The following is a 17,370-nucleotide window of genomic DNA, read 5'->3' as shown; positions in this document are numbered from 1 at the left end:
TATGACGCAGCCACACGTGGTCGCCATCTGCGGCAGTCTCCGCGACCGCAGCTACACCCGATTGGCGCTCGAACACGCCCTCGCCGGCGCGTCGGCCGCCGGCGGTACGACGGAACTCGTGGACCTCCGCGAGTACGACCTCCCGCCGCTCGACGCCGATTACGACGAGCAGGGCGATTCGGCCGAACTCGTCCGCGTCGTCGACGGCGCGGACGCGGTCATCCTCGGCACGCCGGTCTACCACGGCTCGTACTCCGGCGTCCTCAAGAACGCCCTCGACTACTGCGGCTTCGACGAGTTCGGCGAGAAGACCGTGGGCCTCCTCGCCGTCGCCGGCGGGTCGTTTCCCGTGACCGCCCTCGAACACCTCCGGTCGGTCTGCCGGTCGCTGAACTCGTGGGTGCTCCCCCATCAGGTCGCCATCCCCCGCGTCTCCTCGTCGTTCGACGGCGACGACCTCGCGAGCGAGGACCTGCGCGAGCGGGTCGAGCGACTCGGCCGCGACGCGGTCGTCTACGCCAACATCGAGCCCGAGCCCCCGACGTTCGAAAGCGGCGAGAACGTCGGCGCGGACGACTGAGAAGTCGCCACGCGCCGTTTCGAACGCGGCGCGGGTTCGGTGGACCGACCCGTCTCGACTCCCGACCGTCGCGGCAGATGAACAATCGTTTTGACCCTCCTCGTCCCCCAGTCAGGATATGCACGCCATCACGCAGAGCGGATGGATAGAGGTCATCTCCGGCTCTATGTTCTCGGGGAAGACGGAGGAGCTCCTCCGACGCCTCCGCCGGGCCGAAATCGCGGGACAGGAGATTTCGGTGTTCAAGCCCCAGCTCGACGACCGCTACGGCGAGACGACGGTCGGCTCTCACGCCGGTCGTTCGTGGGAGGCGAGCGTCGTCCCCTCCGAGGGCGAGGGCGTCTGGCAAATCGCCGAGGAACTCAACGGCGAGGACGTGGTCGCAATCGACGAGGCGAACTTCTTCTCGGCCGAGCTGGTCGACGTGTGCGAGGCGCTGGCCGCCGACGGCAAGCGCGTCGTCGTCTCCGGGACCGACCAGACGTTCCGCGCCGAACCCTTCGACCCGCTTCCCCAACTGATGGCGCTCGCCGAGTACGTCGACAAGCTCCAGGCCATCTGCACCGTCTGCGGCGAGCCGGCCACACGGAACCAGCGACTCATCGACGGCGAGCCCGCGCACGTTGACGACCCCACCATCCTCGTCGGCGCGGAGGAGTCCTACGAGGCGCGGTGCCGGAACTGTCATACCCTCCGGCGGGACTAGAGGCTAGCGTGACTACTTGGGTCGAAACCCCACGCGAGGGCCGCGACCGCGGACCGACCGGCATCCTCCGCGCGTGGGTCGCCGTGGTCGTCCGCCCCCGCCAGTTCTTCCGGGACGGCGTCGCTCCCGGCGACCAAGCGCCCGGCCTCGTGTTCGCCATCGCGGTGGCGCTCGTCTATCAGGGCCTCGGGTTCGCCTTCGCGCCGGCGACGATTCCGGCCATCGAGGGCGGCCCGCTCGTCTCGGCGCTCGTCGCCCTGCTCGTCGTCGCGCTGTTCGTCGCGCCGGCGCTCCTCCACCTGACGGCGGCCATCCAGACGGCGCTTCTCATCCCGCTTTTGTCCCGCCGCGCGGGGGTGAGCGAGACGGTGCAGGTCATCGCCTACGCCGCCGCGCCGTGCGCTTTCGCCAGCCTCCCGATTCCCGGCGTCCGCGCGCTGTGCGCCGCCTACGGCGCGGTGCTCCTCGTCGTCGGCATCAGCGAGGTCCATCAGACGACGGTTCCGAAGGCGGCGCTCGCCGCGGCCGTCCCCGCCGGCGTGGTCTTCGGCTACGCCTTCGGCGGCTTCCGCGCCGTCTCGGAACTCGCCGCGGCGCTCGCGCTCGTCTGAGCCGAACCGCGCCTCGAATTCCCGCGTTTCGACCGACGGAGCGCCGTTTTTTCGCCCGCACACGCGCAAATCTCCCCTGAGCGTTTTTCGACAATCGTTTTAGTTAGGGGTTGTTTGCTCAACGCAATGGATTGGATTACGCACGAGGAGGACGTCTGGTTCGAATTCCGGGGCAATAGCCCCCACCAGCTCGTCCCCGGCCGATTTTACAGAGGCACCGTCGACGGGTACGCCGACTTCGGTGTCTTCGTCGACCTCGCTTCGAACGTGACCGGATTACTGCACCGCAGCGAACTCGACCGCCGCCTCGAATCCCTCGAATGGGAGCCGGGCGACGAGGTGTTCGTCCAGGTGAAGAACGTCCGCGACAACGGCAACATCGACCTCGGCTGGTCGATTCGCCAGTCCGACTCGGAGTTCCGCGGCGCTCGCATCCACGACCCCGACGGCGACGCCGACGGCCAGCCCGTCGAGAAGGAAGCCGAGAGCAGCGGTCCAGCGACCGTCAAGACGCGCCCGAAGACGGGCAAGACGACGAAGCCCGTCGGCGCGAGCACGTCGTCCGAGACGGTCGAAGCCGAGCCCGAGTCCGAACAGGAAACCGAGCCCGAGCCCGAACAGGACGCCGCGTCCGAGTCCGAGTCCGAGTCCGACGCCGGAGACGAGGACCGCGCGCCGACCGCCGGGGACGTCGTCGACGACATCGCCGTCAACGGCGAGTCCGAGCAGGACGTCGAAGCGGAACCCGAAAGCGAACCCGAGTCCGAGTCGGCGCCCGAGCAGGACGACACCGACGCCGAGCAGGAAGCCGAGACCGAGGCTGACGCCGACGCCGACGAGGCGGAGCGCGTGACCCTCGCCAGCATCGACGACCGCGTCGGCGACGTGATTCGCGTCGAGGGCGAAATCGCCAGCGTCCGCCAGACCGGCGGCCCGACGGTGTTCGAACTCCGCGACGAGACGGCCATCGCCGACTGCGCGGCCTTCGTCGAGGCCGGCGTCCGCGCGTACCCCGAAGTCGAAGTGGGCGACTACGTCCGCATCGACGGCGAGGTCGAGCGCCGCCGCGGCGAACTGCAGATAGAGACCGAGGAGCTGACGGTTCTCGACGGCGACGAGGCCGATACCGTGGCCCAGCGCCTCGCGGACGCCCTCTCGGACGAGGCCCGACCGGACGCCGTCGCGCCCCTCGCGGCCCACGAGCCGGTCGCCGCCGTCGGCAAGTCGCTGCTCGACGCCGCGGAGGCCATCCGCCGCGCCGTCCTCGAATCGCGACCCATCGTCGTCCGCCACACGGCCACCGCCGACGGCTACGTCGCCGGCGCCGCCGTCGAGCGCGCCGTGCTCCCGCTCATCCGCGAGGAGCACCCCCGCGACGACGCCGAGTACCACTACTTCACCCGTCGCCCGCTCGAGGAGGCCGTCTACGGCATGGACGCCGCCACGAACGACGTGACGCGGATGCTCGAAGACCGCGACCGCCACGACGAGAAGCTCCCGCTCGTGCTTCTCCTCGGTGCCGGCTCGACCGCCGAGTCCCTCGACGGCCTCGGCCTGCTCGGCGTCTACGGCTCCGAGCGCGTCGTCGTCGACGCCGCGCCCGCTGACGACGAGGTCGCCGAGGAAGTCGACGTGCTCGTCAACCCCGCCCGCGAGGGAGCCGACGCCCGCGACCTCTCGGTCGGCGCGCTCGCCTCCACGCTCTCGGTCGCCGTCAACGAGGACATCCGCGACGACGTGTCGCACCTCCCCGCCGTCAGCTACTGGGAGAACTGCCCGCAGCAGTACCTCGACCTCGCCGAGTCCCACGGCTTCGACGCCGACCGCGTCCGCGAACTCCGCGAGGCCGTCGCGCTGGAAGCCTACTACCAGTCCTATCAGGACAAGCGCGAACTCATCGCCGACCTGCTGTTCGACGCCGACGAGGGCCTCGCCGGCCACGTCTCCGAGCAGTTCCGCATCAAGCTCGAAGACGAAATCGAGACGGCGCAGGCGAACCTCGAACGCCGCGACGTCGGCGCAATCTCCGTGGCCGTCCTCGACTCGGACGCCTACAGTCACCGCTTCGACTTCCCGCCGACGGGCCTGCTCGTGGACGAACTCCACCGCCGCACCCGCGAGGGTGACGCCTTCGTGACCGTCGCGCTCGGCATGGACGAACTCTACCTGCGCTCGACGGGCGACCTCGACCTCCGCGCGGTCGTCGAGTCGGCCGCCGAGAAAGCGCCCGCCGCCGGCCTCGCCGCCGCGGGCATCCGCGAAGGTCGTATCGAGTTCCTGACCGGCGCGCGCGACGAGGCGCTCGAAGCCGTCCTCGACGCCGCCGCCGAGCAGTTCTAAGCCGCAATCCAGACTCCTCCTCGCGCGGTTCGACGGAGGGCTGTATTCCAGCCTCCCGAGCGACACGCTTATCCACGAAACGACCCGATTCGCGCCCATGAACCGCCACCGCGTCGCCGAACGGGAGGTGTGTCCGTGAGCGCCGAGACCGAGACGGAGTCCGAGGCGTTCGAACGGACCTGCGAGGCGCTCGTCGAGCGCATCCTCGCGGGCGACGTCGACCGCGACGGCCTCGAATCGGCAAAGCTCGACGCCTGTTCGGAACACTCCTCGCCGAAGGTCCCGAAGAACGCCGAGATTCTGCAGTACGCCCCGGAGGACCGCCGCGAGGAGGTCAAAGAGGTCGTCCAGCGCAAGCCCGTCCGGACCGCCTCCGGCGTCTCGCCGGTCGCCATCATGACCTCGCCGCACATGTGCCCCCACGGGAAGTGTCTCTACTGTCCCGGCGGGCCCGCCAGCGAGTTCTCCTCGTCGCAGTCGTACACGGGCCACGAGCCCGCGGCCGCCCGCGGCGTCCAGAACGACTACGACCCCTACGGGCAGGTCACGCTCCGACTCGAACAGCTTCGACACATCGGCCATCCCGTGGACAAGGTCGAACTCATCCTGATGGGCGGGACGATGACCGCCCGGAGCCACGACTACCAGGAGTGGTTCGTCAAGCGGGCGCTCGAAGCGATGAACGACTACGACCTCGACAAGGAGCCCGAACCGGCGGAAGATCGGTCGTTCAAGCCCGACCCCGAGGATGTCGAGTTCAGGTACATCGAGGACGTCATCGCGGAAAACGAGACGAACGACATCCGCAACATCGGGACGACCTTCGAGACGAAGCCGGATTGGTGCGACCCCGAGCAGATAGACCGGATGCTCGATTTGGGCGCGACGAAGGTCGAAGTCGGCGTCCAGACGACCTACGAGCGCATCAACCGCGAGATGCACCGCGGCCACGGCGTGCAGGCCTCTATCGACGCCAACCGCCGGCTCCGCGACTCGGCGTTCAAGGTCGGCTTCCACATGATGCCCGGCCAGCCGGGCATGACCAAGGAGATGTGTCTGGAGGACTTCCGTCAGCTGTTCGAAAACAGCGACTGGCGGCCCGACTACCTCAAAATCTACCCGACGCTCATCGTCCGCGACACCATCACCTACGACATGTGGCGGCGCGACGAGTACGAACCGCTGAACAACGAGGAGGCCGCCGACATCGTCGCGGAGGTCATGGGCATGATTCCGAAGTACACCCGCCTCCAGCGCGTCCAGCGGGACATCCCCGCGGACTTCATCGACGCCGGCGTCTGGAAGTCGAACCTCCGACAACTGGCCGCCCAGCGCGCCGAGGAACGAGGTATCGTCCAGCGGGACATCCGCGCCCGCGAGGTCGGCATGAACGAGGCCGACCCGGACCCAGAGCGCATCGAACTCGACGTGATGACCTACGAGGTCGCCGGCGGCACGGAGCACTTCATCTCGTTCGAGGACCCCGTCGAGGACCTGCTCGTCGGGTTCTGTCGCCTCCGGTTCCCCGGCAACCCGGTCCGCCGCGAACTGCAGGACGCGGCGCTCGTCCGCGAACTCCACGTCTACGGCTCCGAGGCGGGCATCGGTGCCGACGGCGACTGGCAGCACAAGGGCTACGGGAAGAAGCTCCTCGCGCACGCCGAAGAACTGTCCCGCGACGCCGGCTACGACAAGATTTCGGTCATCTCGGGCATCGGCGTCCGGCAGTACTACAAGGAGAAACTCGGCTACCACCAGGACGGTCCGTACGTGTCGAAGCGGCTGTAGCCGACGAAAACACCCTCATCGACCGATTCTCACCGCTGATTGTCGCTCCGCCACGTTTTTACTTTTCGGCCGACCGCAGTCGATAGAATGGCACCACAGGGGGGTGCGGCGGTTCAGGGGCAGGCGACGACGTGGCTTCAGGACCTCCGCTCGGCGCTCGCACAGTTCGTTTCGACCGAAGAACGGCTCGGCATCTCGGCGGCGCTCGTGGCGCTCGCGCTCGGAATCGCGGTCTTCCTCGCGCCGCGACTCGTCTCGCGGGCGACCGCCGAGTTCCGAACGCGAGTGTTGGACCACCCGCGGGTTCCCGACGCCGTCACCGACGCGGCGTGGCTGTTTCCCGCGACGGTCGTCGTCCGGACGCTCCAACTCGCGGTCTTCGTCGGCGCGGCGCTGTCACTGTTGCTCCTCTGGGGCTTTACGGGCCTCGCCGCGGATTTCGCCGAGGTGCTCGCCGTCGCGGTTCCGAACGCCGTCAAACTCGGGGCTACGGTCGCGCTGTTCGCCGGCGCGCTCGTCGGAACGAACGTCCTCGAAGAGCGATTGGAGTCGTACGCGACCGCCTCGGACAACATCAACGCCCACCAGCAGGGCATCGTCTTCCGCGTCCTCCAACTGGTCGTCCTCCTCGCGGTCGGGATGGCGGCGCTCACCGTCTGGCAGGTCCGAATCGGCGGCCTGCTCGTCGGCGCGGGCTTCCTCGGTATCGTGGTCGGGATGGCCGCGAGACAGACCCTCGGGTCGCTCATCGCGGGCTTCGTGCTGATGTTCTCCCGGCCGTTCGAACTCGGCGACTGGGTGGAGATAGACGACGCCGAGGGCATCGTCACCGACATCACCATCATCAACACCCGGCTGAGCAACGCCGACGGTGAGACGGTCGTCTTCCCCAACGACCGCGTGACGAACGCGAAGATAACCAACCGGACGAAGCGCAATCGCCTCCGACTCCGCCTCGACGTGGGCATCGACTACGAGGCCGACATCGAACACGCCGAGTCGGTAGCGGCGGAAGCGCTCACCGACCTCCAGTTCGTCGAGGACGTGCCGAAACCGCAGGTGATGCCGACGACGTTCGGCGACTCGTCAATCGGGCTCCAACTCCGCTTTTGGATTACGAACCCCTCGGCCCCGCGTCGGGCGCAGGCGAAAGCCGAGGTGCTTCGGAGCGTGAAACTCGCGTTCGACCGCGAGGGAATCAAGATACCCTACCCGCAGCGCGAACTGCTCGCCCGCGAGGAGTCCGACGGCTTCCAGCTCCGAGAGGCCCGTCGCAGTCGGCCGGTGGAGAAGTCGGTCTCGAAGGAGTAGGCGTCCCGGCTACAGCGATTTTCGCATCTCGACGTGCGGGATGCCGGCCTCGTCGAACTCGTCGCTCGTCGTCTCGTAGTCGAGGCCGTGGTAGAACCCCTCAGCGGTCGTCTGGCCGTGGAGCAGAAGCGAGTCGAACCCGCGCTCGCTCGCCTCGGCTTCGAGCGCGTCCATGAGCCGTCGCCCCCAGCCCTCGCCGCGGGCCGATTCGAGGACGGCGACGCGCTCGACCTTGCCGACGCCGGGTTCGTACTCGCGCAGGCGGGCCGCGCCCACCGGGTCGCCGCCGCGGTAGGCGACGAAGTGGACCGCCTCGGCGTCCGGGTCGTCGTGTTCGTCCCACTCCAGTTCCTCGTCGACGCCCTGTTCGTCCACGAAGACGGCCTTTCGGACGGCGAAGGCGTCGTCGCGCTCGCCCTCGGTGACCGCGACGCGGACCTCGGTTTCGCTCATGGGAGCAGTTCCGCGGGCGGCCACCTGACGATTGCGGAGCGGGTTTTATCGTGTCGTTCCACTGACTACCGTCCGTGAGTACGCTCGACAGGTTCTTCCTCGGACGCGAGGACGCCCCCGTTCGACAGCATCAACTGGGCGGCGTCGCCCTCTTCGCGCTCGTCTTCGCCACGCACCTCCCGCCGGACGCGGTCGGTCCGCTTTCGTACCCGTTCGGGCTCCGGCTGTGGCCCGTGGTCGCGCTCGGCCTCGGTGGCGGCGCGGTCGGTGCGCTCCGCGGCGACGGCGTCTTCGGGGCGCTCCCGCTCGGCGCCGGCCCGGTACTCGGCTTCTTCGCGGCGCTCGGCGCGGCCGAGTTGACGACGCCGAGCATGGGACTCTGGCAGGGAGTCGCGACCGGTCTCGTCGCCGGTGGGCTCCTCGCGAGCCTCGGATTCGCGCTCGGCTTCGTCGGGCGCTACGCCGTCGCTCGCGTACTGTCGTCGGCCTGACCCCGTTCGGACTCGCCGCCGAGCGCCCAGCCGAGTCGGTAGACGAGCGACCCGGTTGCGAGTGTCACCAGCACCCAAACGACGAGCAGAATCCCGAGAAAGAGGACGCCGTAGCCACCGAAGGGAACCAGCGGCAGCGCGAAGACCACGGGTGCGGCGACGATGGCGAGCGACAGCGGGCGCGTGCTTCCGTCACGTCGGGCCGCGTACCCGAGGGGAAGAAACAGCACGACGGCGGCCTCTAACGCGAGCGCGCTGACCGAGAACCACGGGTTCGGCCCCGGCATCGCAATCGCGGTGGCGACCGCGAGCGCGACCTGCGGCCCGACGGTCGCGGCGACGAGACGACGGAATCCGAGCGCTTTGGGGCGGACCGCCGAGACGACGCCGAGCGCGACGAGTTGGAGTGCGAGGAGCCACGCCATCGCGGCGACGCTCCCGGAGAACGCCCGGACGGCGAGGAGACAGAGGCCCCACAGGACGCCGAGTCCCGCGACGACGGGGCCGAACCGCCGCGCCCCCCGGTCGCCGTCGAACCGGCGGTCGAAGTGCCGGATGAGGAGGACGCCGACGGTGAGCACGAGCGTCGGGACGAACGCGACCCACGCGAGGTTCGTGAGGATACCGGGTCCCGAGTCGGCGGCGAGACTGGCGTAGGCCGCGGCCGTGGTCGCGAGTCCCGCGTCGGGGCCGAACGTGAGGTACGTCTGGCTTCCGACGCTGGACGGGTCCCCGTCGTCGGCGCTCCAGACGGCGGCCGTCTCGTTGGTCCGAGTCCCGGGGGGCGCGGTGAGGAGCGCCGACCCCTCGGGACCGCTCACGGCGAATCGGTCGGCGTCGACGTAGACGGTGCCTCTGACCCCGTCGACGTGGAAGTAGTCCACGACTAGCACGTCGCCGTAGCCGCGGTACGCCATCCCGGGCACCTCGAAAGTCACGACCGCGGTGTCGCCGTCCATCCGGGTTTCGAGGCGTCTGCGGTCGTCGGTGAACACGCGGTGTTCTTCGAAGGTCCGGCTGACGACGCGGTCGAGTCGGTCGGGGTTCTCGCGGAACGTCGCGGCCGACTCGTCGTCGAGTTCGACGCGGGCGGTCCACGTCCCGACGCCGTCGTCGTCGACGCGGACCCGGAGCGCGCTCGATTCGACGGTGAGCGGGACGCCCGCGGCGTCGGCCGTCTCCTCGAACGCCTCGCCGCAGACGCCGCAGACGGCTTCGGGCGGCGGTCGCGCCTCGGCGGGGACGCTCCCGACGGGGAGCGCGGCCAGCGCGACGAGGAGGGCGAGGGCGGCGAGAGCGAGGGTACGGGGGCGCATTCACCGAATACATTCCGGTTGGTTGATAAGTATCTTATCCCCGATCCGGGCGGCCGTCGCACCCGCGGAAACGACACCCCTTTTCGTTCGCCGCCAAAAAGCGAGTCCATGGACCCGAAGCGGGAACTCACGAGCGTCGACCTCGCGGCCCTCGTCACCGAGTTGAACCGGTACGAGGGCGCGAAGGTCGACAAGGCGTACCTCTACGGCGACGACCTGCTTCGCCTCAAGATGCGGGACTTCGACCGCGGTCGGCTCGAACTCCTCCTCGAGGTGGGCGAGATAAAGCGCGCGCACCTCGCCGCACAGGAGCACGTTCCGGACGCCCCCGGTCGGCCGCCGAACTTCGCGATGATGCTCAGAAACCGGCTCAACGGGGCCGACTTCGCGGGCGTCGAGCAGTACGAGTTCGACCGCATCCTCACGTTCACGTTCGAGCGCGGCGACGAGAACACGAAAATCGTCGTCGAACTGTTCGGACAGGGCAACATCGCGGTGCTCGACGAGACGGGCGAAGTCGTCCGCAGTCTGGAGACGGTGCGGCTCAAGTCGCGGACGGTCGCGCCTGGGTCGCAGTACGAGTACCCCGCCTCGCGGCTCGACCCCCTTACCGTCAGCCGCGACGCCCTCGGCCGGAACATGGAGCAGTCCGACACCGACGTGGTGCGGACGCTCGCCACTCAGTTGAACCTCGGCGGCCTCTACGCCGAAGAGCTGTGTACCCGCGCCGGCGTCGAGAAGACGCTCGATATCGCCGACGCGACCGCCGAGGACTACGACGCCGTCTACGACGCCATCGTCGACCTCCGCCAACAGGTGCGCTCCGGGGAGTTCGACCCGCGGCTCTACCTCGGCGACGACGGCGAGGTCGTGGACGTGACGCCCTTCCCGCTGCGCGAACACCAGAACGCCGGACTCGACGAGGAGGCCTACGACACGTTCAACGACGCGCTCGACGAGTACTTCTTCCGGCTCGATTTGACCGCCGACGAGCAGGAAGCCACGTCGAACCGGCCGGATTTCGAGGAGGAAATCGCCAAACAGCAGCGCATCATCGACCAGCAGGAGGGCGCGATAGAGGGCTTCGAACAGCAGGCCGAAGACGAGCGCGAGCGCGCCGAGCTGCTGTACGCCAACTACGACCTCGTCGACGACGTGCTGTCGACCGTCCGCGGCGCGCGCGAGGAGGGCGTCCCGTGGGACGACATCGCCGCGAGGCTTGAGGAGGGTGCCGAACAGGGCATCCCCGAGGCCGAGGCCGTCACGAACGTCGACGGCGCGAACGGCACGGTCACCATCGAACTCGACGACGCGACCGTCACCCTCGAGGTGTCGATGGGCGTCGAGAAGAACGCCGACCGCCTCTACACCGAGGCCAAGCGCATCGAGGAGAAAAAGGAGGGCGCGTTGGCCGCCATCGAGGACACCCGCGAGGAGCTCGCGGCGGTGAAGAAGCGCCGCGACGAGTGGGAGGCCGACGACGACGAGGACGACGAGGAAGACGAGGACGAAGAGCCGGAGGAGACCGACTGGCTCGCGCTCGATTCGGTCCCCGTCAAGTCCACGGAACACTGGTTCGAGCGGTTCCGCTGGTTCCACACTTCGAGCGGCTACCTCGTCGTCGGCGGCCGCAACGCCGACCAAAACGAGGAGCTGGTGAAGAAGTACATGAGCAAGCACGACCGCTTTTTCCACACGCAGGCCCACGGCGGGCCGGTCACGCTCCTGAAGGCGACGGGGCCGAGCGAGCCCGCGCAGGCGGTCGACTTCTCCGACGAGACGCTCCGCGAGGCCGCGCAGTTCGCCGTCTCGTACTCCTCCATCTGGAAGGAGGGCCGCTTCGCCGACGACGCCTACATGGTCGAGCCCTCGCAGGTGTCGAAGACGCCCGAGTCGGGCGAGTACATCGAGAAGGGGAGCTTCGTCATCCGCGGCGACCGCGAGTACTTCGAGGACGTGGCCGCGAAAGTCGCGGTCGGCATCCAGTGCGAGGACGAGACGCGCGCCATCGGCGGTCCGCCGTCGGCAATCGAGGCGCGCGCGGAGACGACGCTGACGCTCACGCCGGGGCAGTACGCCCAGAACGACGCCGCGAAACTGTGTTATCGCCGGCTCCGCGAGCGCTTCGCCGACAAGTCGTTCGTCAGAAAAATCGCATCACCCGACCAGATTCAGGAGTTCCTCCCGCCGGGCGGCAGCGACATCGTCGACGAGTGAACGTCGACGCCGTCCCTCGGTAATCAGACGCTAGACGGCTTAATATTCAATTATTCGGTCGCGTCGGGTACAAGATTATATACTTTCTCGTCGTAATGTTGCTTCGAGCGCGCGTGTCAACCCGCGAATCTCACATTCGGCCGAACGGCCGGTGGGTGGGTGGGTGGTGGCGCTCGGTGAATCCCAATGCTTTCAGAATCACTCAATTACCTTCGAAACGGCGAGGACTGGGTAAAGACGGTCCTCATCGGCGGCGTCCTCGGCCTGTTGAGCTTCCTCATCGTCCCGACGTTCCTCGTCATCGGCTATCTCCTTCGGGTCGTTCGCGCGACCATGAAGGGCGACGAGGTGCCCCCGGAGTTCGACGACTGGGGTGACATGGCGGTAGACGGCGTGAAAGGCTTCGCTATCGCGTTCGTCTACGCACTCGTCCCGGCCATCATCGCGGGCGTGTTCGGCTTCGCCGGCATCGTCGGCGCGGCGGCCGGCGGCTCCGACGCCGCGGGCGCGCTTGGCGGCATCGTGGCGCTCGTGGGCCTCCTGCTCGCGTTCGTCCTCGGCCTGCTCGCCGCGTACCTCATCCCGGCGGCGCTGTCGAACTACGCCGAGACCGACCGCATGGGCGCGGCGTTCGACTTCGGCACGCTCCGGCCCATCCTGACCTCGGGCAAGTACGCCACCGCGTGGCTCACGGCCTTCGCGGTGCTGTTCGCGTCGTCCATCGTGGTCGGCGTCCTCAACGTCATCCCGCTTCTCGGCTTCGTCGTCGGGGCGTTCGTGACGTTCTACGCGGCCGTCGCCGCCTACTACATCATCGGCAAGACGTGGGGCGAACTCCACGACATCGAGATGATGGACGAAGGCGAGACGCCGGGCGAACAGCCCGCCGTCTGAACTGTCAGCGAAAACCCGAATTTTCGACGGAATATCTAAGCCGCTAGCGGCGCGACACCCCAACGGTATGCTCTCCGACGCGCTGTGGTTTCTCAAGCGAAGCGACGACTGGGTTGCGACGACGATTATCGGCGGGGTTCTCTCGCTGCTTTCGGTTCTGGTACTCCCGGCGATTATCCTGCAGGGCTACTTCGTCAGGGCGATGCAGGCGGCCGCGAACGGCGAGCGGGCCGCTCCCTCGTTCACCGACTGGGGCGGCCTGTTCGTCGACGGCCTGAAACTGTTCGTGGTGACGTTCGTCTGGGCGTTGGTGGCGGTTATCCCGGCGATGCTCCTCTCGGTCATCATCGGCATCGGCACCTTCACCGTCTCCGAGGCGGCGACGGGGAGCGCTGCGGCGTCCTCCGCGGGCGGCGTCGGACTCGGCATCGTCTCGGTCGTCCTCGGGCTCCTCGTGTTCGCGCTCAGCCTGCTCGCGGCCTACCTCGCACCGGCCGCCGGGGCGAACTTCGCCATCGAGGGGAACCTCGGTGCCGGCTTCGACGTGCGCACGATTCTCTCGGGCGCGCTCACCGGCGAGTACGCCGTCGCGTGGTTGCTCGCGCTCGTCGTCGCGGTCGTGCTCGGCTTCATCGGCGGTCTTCTCTCGGCCATTGTCGTCGGGTTCTTCGTCCTGTTCTACGTGCAGGTGATGACGTACTACCTGTGGGCCCGCGGCTTCGCCGACGCCACCGGCAAGGGCCAACAGTCGACGCAGTCGACCGGATGGTAAGCGGCGCAGGGCGGTAGGCGGCGACCGCGCTGGCATCCGCGACGCCGACTCGCGCCGGGTGACCGCGATAGCAGGACTCTTTTCCGTTCCCCGACGACCGGACGTGTATGCGCATTTCGAGCCGCGGTCGCGGCGAGGAGGGGCGCGAGCGAATCACGCTCGTCCCCGAGAACGTCGACGACCTCTGGCACCTCTCGTACGTCCTCGAACCGGGTGACCTCGTCTCCGGCGACACCACCCGCCGCATCCAGCGCGACGACGAGCAGATGCGGGACACCGGCGGCGAGCGCGAGCACCTCAACGTCACCATCGAGGTCGACGACGTGGAGTTCGCGCGCTTCGCCAACCGCCTCCGCGTCGGCGGCGTCATCGTCTCCTGTTCCCGCGAGGACCAACTCGGCCACCACCACACGCTCAACGTCGAGGAGCGCGCCGAGATAACCATCGAGAAGCACTTCAAGGCCGACCAGATAGACCGCATCGAGACGGCCGAACAGGCCGCCGAGAACCCCGACGTCGCCATCGCGACCGTCGAGGAGGGCGCGGCCTACATCCACACCGTCGCCCAGTACGGCACCGACGAGTACGCCTCGCTCACGAAGCCGACGGGGAAAGGCGAGTACGCCCGCCCGCGGTCCGAACTGTTCGACGAACTCGGGTCCGCGCTGTCGCACCTCGACGTGGACGCCATCATCCTCGCCGGCCCGGGCTTCACGAAGAACGACGCGATGGACTACTTCGAGAACAACTTCCCCGAGGTCGCAGAGACAATCGTCACGACCGTCGACACCGCCGGCGTCGGCGACCGCGGCGTCCACGAGGTGCTCAAGCGCGGCGCGGTCGACGACGTGCAGAAACAGACCCGCATCGCCGAGGAGGCCAACCTCATCGACGAACTGATGGAGAACATCTCGACGGGCGCGAAGGCGGCCTACGGGGTCGAACAGGTCGCCGAGGCCGCCGACTTCGGCGCGGTCGAACATCTGCTTCTCCTCGACTCTCGGCTCCGCGCCGAGCGACAGGGCGACGGCGACTGGGACGTGGACGTGAACGACATCATCGACTCGGTCGAACAGAAGGGCGGCGAGGTCACCGTGTTCTCCGCGGAGTTCCAGCCCGGCGAGCAGTTGAAGAACCTCGGCGGCATCGCCGCGGTCCTCCGGTACCGACTCCAGTAGCCCGCCTTCGCCGCCACCGCCGGAGAAACCGTTTAGCCGCCGGAAACCAACGTCTAGTCGTGATGCGGAGGGGGCTCTCGGAGGCGACGAGGCGGGTCGACCGCTGGCTCGACCAGGTGTTTTTCGCCGCGTGGGAGGTGTCGGTACTGGCGATTCCGACGCTCTGGCTCCTGCTTTTCGCGACCCCGAGAGCCGCGGTGTCGCTGTCCGGTCTCACCGCCCTCGCGGTGAGCGCCGTCGCCGTCGGCACCTTCCGTGGCGGCTACGTCGGAACCGGGTCGTGGCCGCGGCCCGGCCACCTACCGACGCTCCCGATTCGCTCGGCGTACTACAGCCTCGCCGTCGGCGGTGCGGCGCTCCTCGGTGCCGCAGCACAGGTCCACACCGGGTGGTTCTGGGCGGGCATCGTCGTCCCCGTGTTCGCCGTCGGGGCGTTGGCGATGCTGCCGTCGGTCGTCGCCGCCGTCGAACAGACCGCACGACTGACGCTGTGATTCGATATCGACAGTGAGGCGACATTCACTCCGAATTTGGAAGAAACCCGGCACAGAGTGGTGTGAAATATCGAAAAACCACTATCTGCTTTCTCGTCCCTCGTTCACTCGAATCGTCGGGCCGGGCGCGGTCTCGCCCGACTCGTCGATTTCGAAGGAGAACGACTATGACGAACACAGAACATCGAGACGGCCCGACCCGTCGCCGGTTCCTCCGGGCGTCCGGACTGCTCGTGGGCGGACTCGCCCTCGGCGTCGGCGCGGCTGGAACCGCCGTAGCGGGAGTCTCGGTCGCAAACGGGTGGTACGAAGAAGAAGAGATATACTACGTCGCTCACGGGGTGGAGGAGGGAGTGACGGAACGCGGAGAAAACGACATCTACCTCATCGGCGGCGACAGGACGTTGCAGGCACAGGTCGTCGAGTTCATCCCCGGGGAGTCCGGGTACTCACCCCACTGGAACGCAAACCTCGTCAATACGGCCGCAGGGAAGACGGTGGCCGACATCGTCGCCTCGCCGTACGTCTCGGACCACTATCCGGAGGCGCTGTTCGACGACGTCGAAGACATTCGGGCGGCGGCAGACGCTGGTCTGGTCACGATATCGAAACCCGGCGTCGTCGTCCTGTGTCCGATCGTTCCGGAACGCGTCGCAGATGCGCCTGGAAACACCGAACTTCCCGAGGCGTTCCCCCGTCCGTGGCCGACGACGTTCTGAGCGAGAACGAACGCCGGTGACGGTCGCTTTTTGTCACGACTGCGCGGCGACCGTCTCGGTGAGACTCCGCTCGTCTATCGAAACTCCGCCCGTCCGTTCTACTCGCCAGTCAGCGACTCGCTCGCCGGCGAGAAGTCGATGGTCGTTCCGAGCCCCTCCTCGCGCGCCTTCTCGTAGAGCATGTGCGCCGCGGCGACCGTCTCGATGCCCGTGCCGCCGCTGTCGAAGACGGTTATCTCCTCGTCGTCCTCGCGCCCGGCGGCGACGCCCGCGACGACCTCGCCGAGTTCGGCGTGGATGTGGTCCTCGTCGACGACGCCGGCCTCGACGGCGGCGAGGAACGACCCGGCGTCCATCGTGGCGCGCTCGCGGAGGTCGGGGACGTACGTCGCGCGCTCGATGGTCGTCTCGTCGAGTTCGCGCTTTTCGGGGTGGTACTGACCCATCGCGGTGACGTGCGTGCCGGGTTCGAGCAGGTCGCCGTCGAACACCGGCTCCGCGGCGGTCGTGGCGGTGACGACGATGTCGGCTCCCTCGACGGCCGCGGCGCTGGAGGCGACGGCGGCGACGCTGGCGTCGAGCGTGCGGTCCATCTCGCCCGCGAACGACTCGCGGCTCTCCTTCGTCGGCGAGTAGACCCAGACGGTGTCGAGGTCGCGGACGGTCGCGGCGGCCCGGAGCTGTCCGCGGGCCTGCGCGCCGCTCCCGATGAGCGCGAGCGTCGAGGCGTCGTCGCGGGCAAGGGCGTCGATGGCGACTCCGCCCGCCGCCCCGGTCTTGAAGGGATTCATGCTCGCGCCGTCGAGGAGCGCCAGCGGCTCGCCGCTCTCGGCGTCGAAAAGCGGCGTCATGAACCACGCGTCCTCCGCGCCGAAGCCGGCGGAGTACATGTAGCCGCCCATCGCGCCCGTCTCGGGGAGCACGGCCGCGTAGGAGGTGAGCATGCCCGGCGGCTCGCGGTTGAACAGTTTCGTCCGTGGCTCGGCCGGCGCGCCCTCGCCGCGCTGTCTGTAGCCCTCGCGGACGGCATCGACGTACTCGACAGGGGTCGCCAGTCCGCTAACCTCGTCGCTCGTGAGGAACAAGGTCGCTGTCATGGTCGGAAAAACGAGACCTGCGGTCAAAACCCTGCGGGCCGGCGAACCGACCGGACGGGCGCGGGTTGGGGGTTAGTCTGCGTCGAGGACCGAAGGAGAGGGCGCGTCAGCGGCGTTGGGACCGGCGTGTTCGTCGAGGCGGGCGGGGGACGGCGACGAGGGCCCGTTCACGAAGAGCGCGTGGCCGGTGAGGAGCGCGGCCATACCCGCGGCCATCGGCACTGCCGTGGTCAACTGCAACCCGGCGACGGTAAGCGTGCCGGTGATGCCGAGGAGTGTGAGCGGGATGAGCCCAAGAATGTAGTCGTAATATCCGGTCATAATATATAACATACTACGGACGTAAGTGGTATAATTCTTTCCCATAGATGACTGATACTGTTTTTGTGGCATTCGGGTACCT

At 68.1% G+C, this 17,370-nt stretch carries 17 protein-coding genes; 13 read left to right on the top strand and 4 right to left on the bottom strand.

The genetic code is table 11. From position 1 onward, the window contains the following. Position 1 precedes the first annotated feature (1 nt). From DEQ92_RS18500 to DEQ92_RS18475, 6 genes are all read left to right on the top strand, one after another. A complete protein-coding gene (locus DEQ92_RS18500; protein WP_004974340.1) occupies positions 2-580 on the top strand; it encodes an NADPH-dependent FMN reductase in 579 nt (192 codons plus the stop codon). 118 nt (positions 581-698) lie between these two features. After that, positions 699-1,286, top strand: coding sequence for a thymidine kinase (locus DEQ92_RS18495; RefSeq protein WP_004061202.1), 588 nt, complete (start codon positions 699-701; stop codon positions 1,284-1,286). Positions 1,287-1,369: 83 nt separating this feature from the next. Further along, complete coding sequence (locus tag DEQ92_RS18490; protein WP_081605193.1) at positions 1,370-1,897, top strand: YIP1 family protein; 528 nt, start codon at positions 1,370-1,372, stop codon at positions 1,895-1,897. Positions 1,898-2,023: 126 nt separating this feature from the next. After that, complete coding sequence (locus DEQ92_RS18485) at positions 2,024-4,237, top strand: DHH family phosphoesterase (protein WP_004974346.1); 2,214 nt, start codon at positions 2,024-2,026, stop codon at positions 4,235-4,237. A 129-nt stretch (positions 4,238-4,366) separates the two neighbouring features. Further along, positions 4,367-6,025 (top strand): tRNA uridine(34) 5-carboxymethylaminomethyl modification radical SAM/GNAT enzyme Elp3, encoded by a 1,659-nt coding sequence (locus DEQ92_RS18480; protein ID WP_115821209.1) that lies wholly within the window; start codon positions 4,367-4,369, stop codon positions 6,023-6,025. Between the two features lie 87 nt (positions 6,026-6,112). Then, complete coding sequence (locus DEQ92_RS18475; RefSeq protein WP_115804974.1) at positions 6,113-7,336, top strand: mechanosensitive ion channel family protein; 1,224 nt, start codon at positions 6,113-6,115, stop codon at positions 7,334-7,336. Between the two features lie 9 nt (positions 7,337-7,345). Here DEQ92_RS18475 and DEQ92_RS18470 read toward each other — a convergent pair whose 3' ends face one another. After that, a complete protein-coding gene (locus DEQ92_RS18470) occupies positions 7,346-7,789 on the bottom strand; it encodes a GNAT family N-acetyltransferase (protein ID WP_004974354.1) in 444 nt (147 codons plus the stop codon). A gap of 74 nt (positions 7,790-7,863) precedes the next feature. Between DEQ92_RS18470 and DEQ92_RS18465 the strand changes: the two genes are divergently transcribed. Beyond that, on the top strand, positions 7,864-8,280 hold the full coding sequence (locus DEQ92_RS18465; protein WP_004974355.1) for a hypothetical protein: 417 nt from the start codon (positions 7,864-7,866) through the stop codon (positions 8,278-8,280). Here the strand turns inward: DEQ92_RS18465 and DEQ92_RS18460 are convergent. Continuing rightward, entirely contained in the window at positions 8,247-9,596 is a 1,350-nt protein-coding gene (locus tag DEQ92_RS18460) for a hypothetical protein (protein ID WP_115804975.1), read from the bottom strand. The two genes, DEQ92_RS18465 and DEQ92_RS18460, sit on opposite strands and share 34 nt — an antisense overlap. Positions 9,597-9,704: 108 nt before the next feature. Here DEQ92_RS18460 and rqcH point away from each other — a divergent pair, with 108 nt between their 5' ends. The 6 genes from rqcH to DEQ92_RS18430 all read left to right on the top strand — a co-directional run bounded on the left by rqcH (position 9,705) and on the right by DEQ92_RS18430 (position 15,870). Then, positions 9,705-11,813, top strand: coding sequence for a ribosome rescue protein RqcH (gene rqcH / locus DEQ92_RS18455; RefSeq protein WP_115804976.1), 2,109 nt, complete (start codon positions 9,705-9,707; stop codon positions 11,811-11,813). Between the two features lie 186 nt (positions 11,814-11,999). Then, a complete protein-coding gene (locus DEQ92_RS18450; RefSeq protein ID WP_115804977.1) occupies positions 12,000-12,707 on the top strand; it encodes a DUF4013 domain-containing protein in 708 nt (235 codons plus the stop codon). Positions 12,708-12,774: 67 nt separating this feature from the next. Continuing rightward, positions 12,775-13,479: a DUF4013 domain-containing protein gene (locus DEQ92_RS18445; RefSeq protein ID WP_115804978.1), complete on the top strand. Its 705-nt coding sequence runs from the start codon at positions 12,775-12,777 to the stop codon at positions 13,477-13,479. Between the two features lie 107 nt (positions 13,480-13,586). Further along, positions 13,587-14,657, top strand: a complete 1,071-nt coding sequence (locus DEQ92_RS18440; protein WP_004974363.1) for an mRNA surveillance protein pelota — start codon at positions 13,587-13,589, stop codon at positions 14,655-14,657. A 62-nt stretch (positions 14,658-14,719) separates the two neighbouring features. Then, the gene (locus DEQ92_RS18435; protein WP_115821207.1) at positions 14,720-15,151 is read left to right on the top strand and encodes a hypothetical protein; all 432 of its coding nucleotides are present in this window, start codon (positions 14,720-14,722) and stop codon (positions 15,149-15,151) included. 167 nt (positions 15,152-15,318) lie between these two features. Next, entirely contained in the window at positions 15,319-15,870 is a 552-nt protein-coding gene (locus DEQ92_RS18430; protein WP_004974365.1) for a hypothetical protein, read from the top strand. Between the two features lie 98 nt (positions 15,871-15,968). On the opposite strand, the gene DEQ92_RS18425 is transcribed toward DEQ92_RS18430, so the two are convergent. After that, the gene (locus DEQ92_RS18425; RefSeq protein WP_004974366.1) at positions 15,969-16,967 is read right to left on the bottom strand and encodes an ornithine cyclodeaminase family protein; all 999 of its coding nucleotides are present in this window, start codon (positions 16,965-16,967) and stop codon (positions 15,969-15,971) included. Positions 16,968-17,039: 72 nt separating this feature from the next. After that, positions 17,040-17,288 (bottom strand): hypothetical protein, encoded by a 249-nt coding sequence (locus DEQ92_RS18420; protein ID WP_049905039.1) that lies wholly within the window; start codon positions 17,286-17,288, stop codon positions 17,040-17,042. Positions 17,289-17,370 lie beyond the last annotated feature (82 nt).

Origin of the sequence: Haloferax sp. Atlit-6N (assembly GCF_003383195.1) — an archaeon.
Taxonomy (GTDB): Archaea; Halobacteriota; Halobacteria; order Halobacteriales; family Haloferacaceae; genus Haloferax; species Haloferax gibbonsii.
The sequence above is the reverse complement of the archived record's forward strand: the minus strand, read 5'-3'. Positions and strand labels throughout refer to the sequence as shown.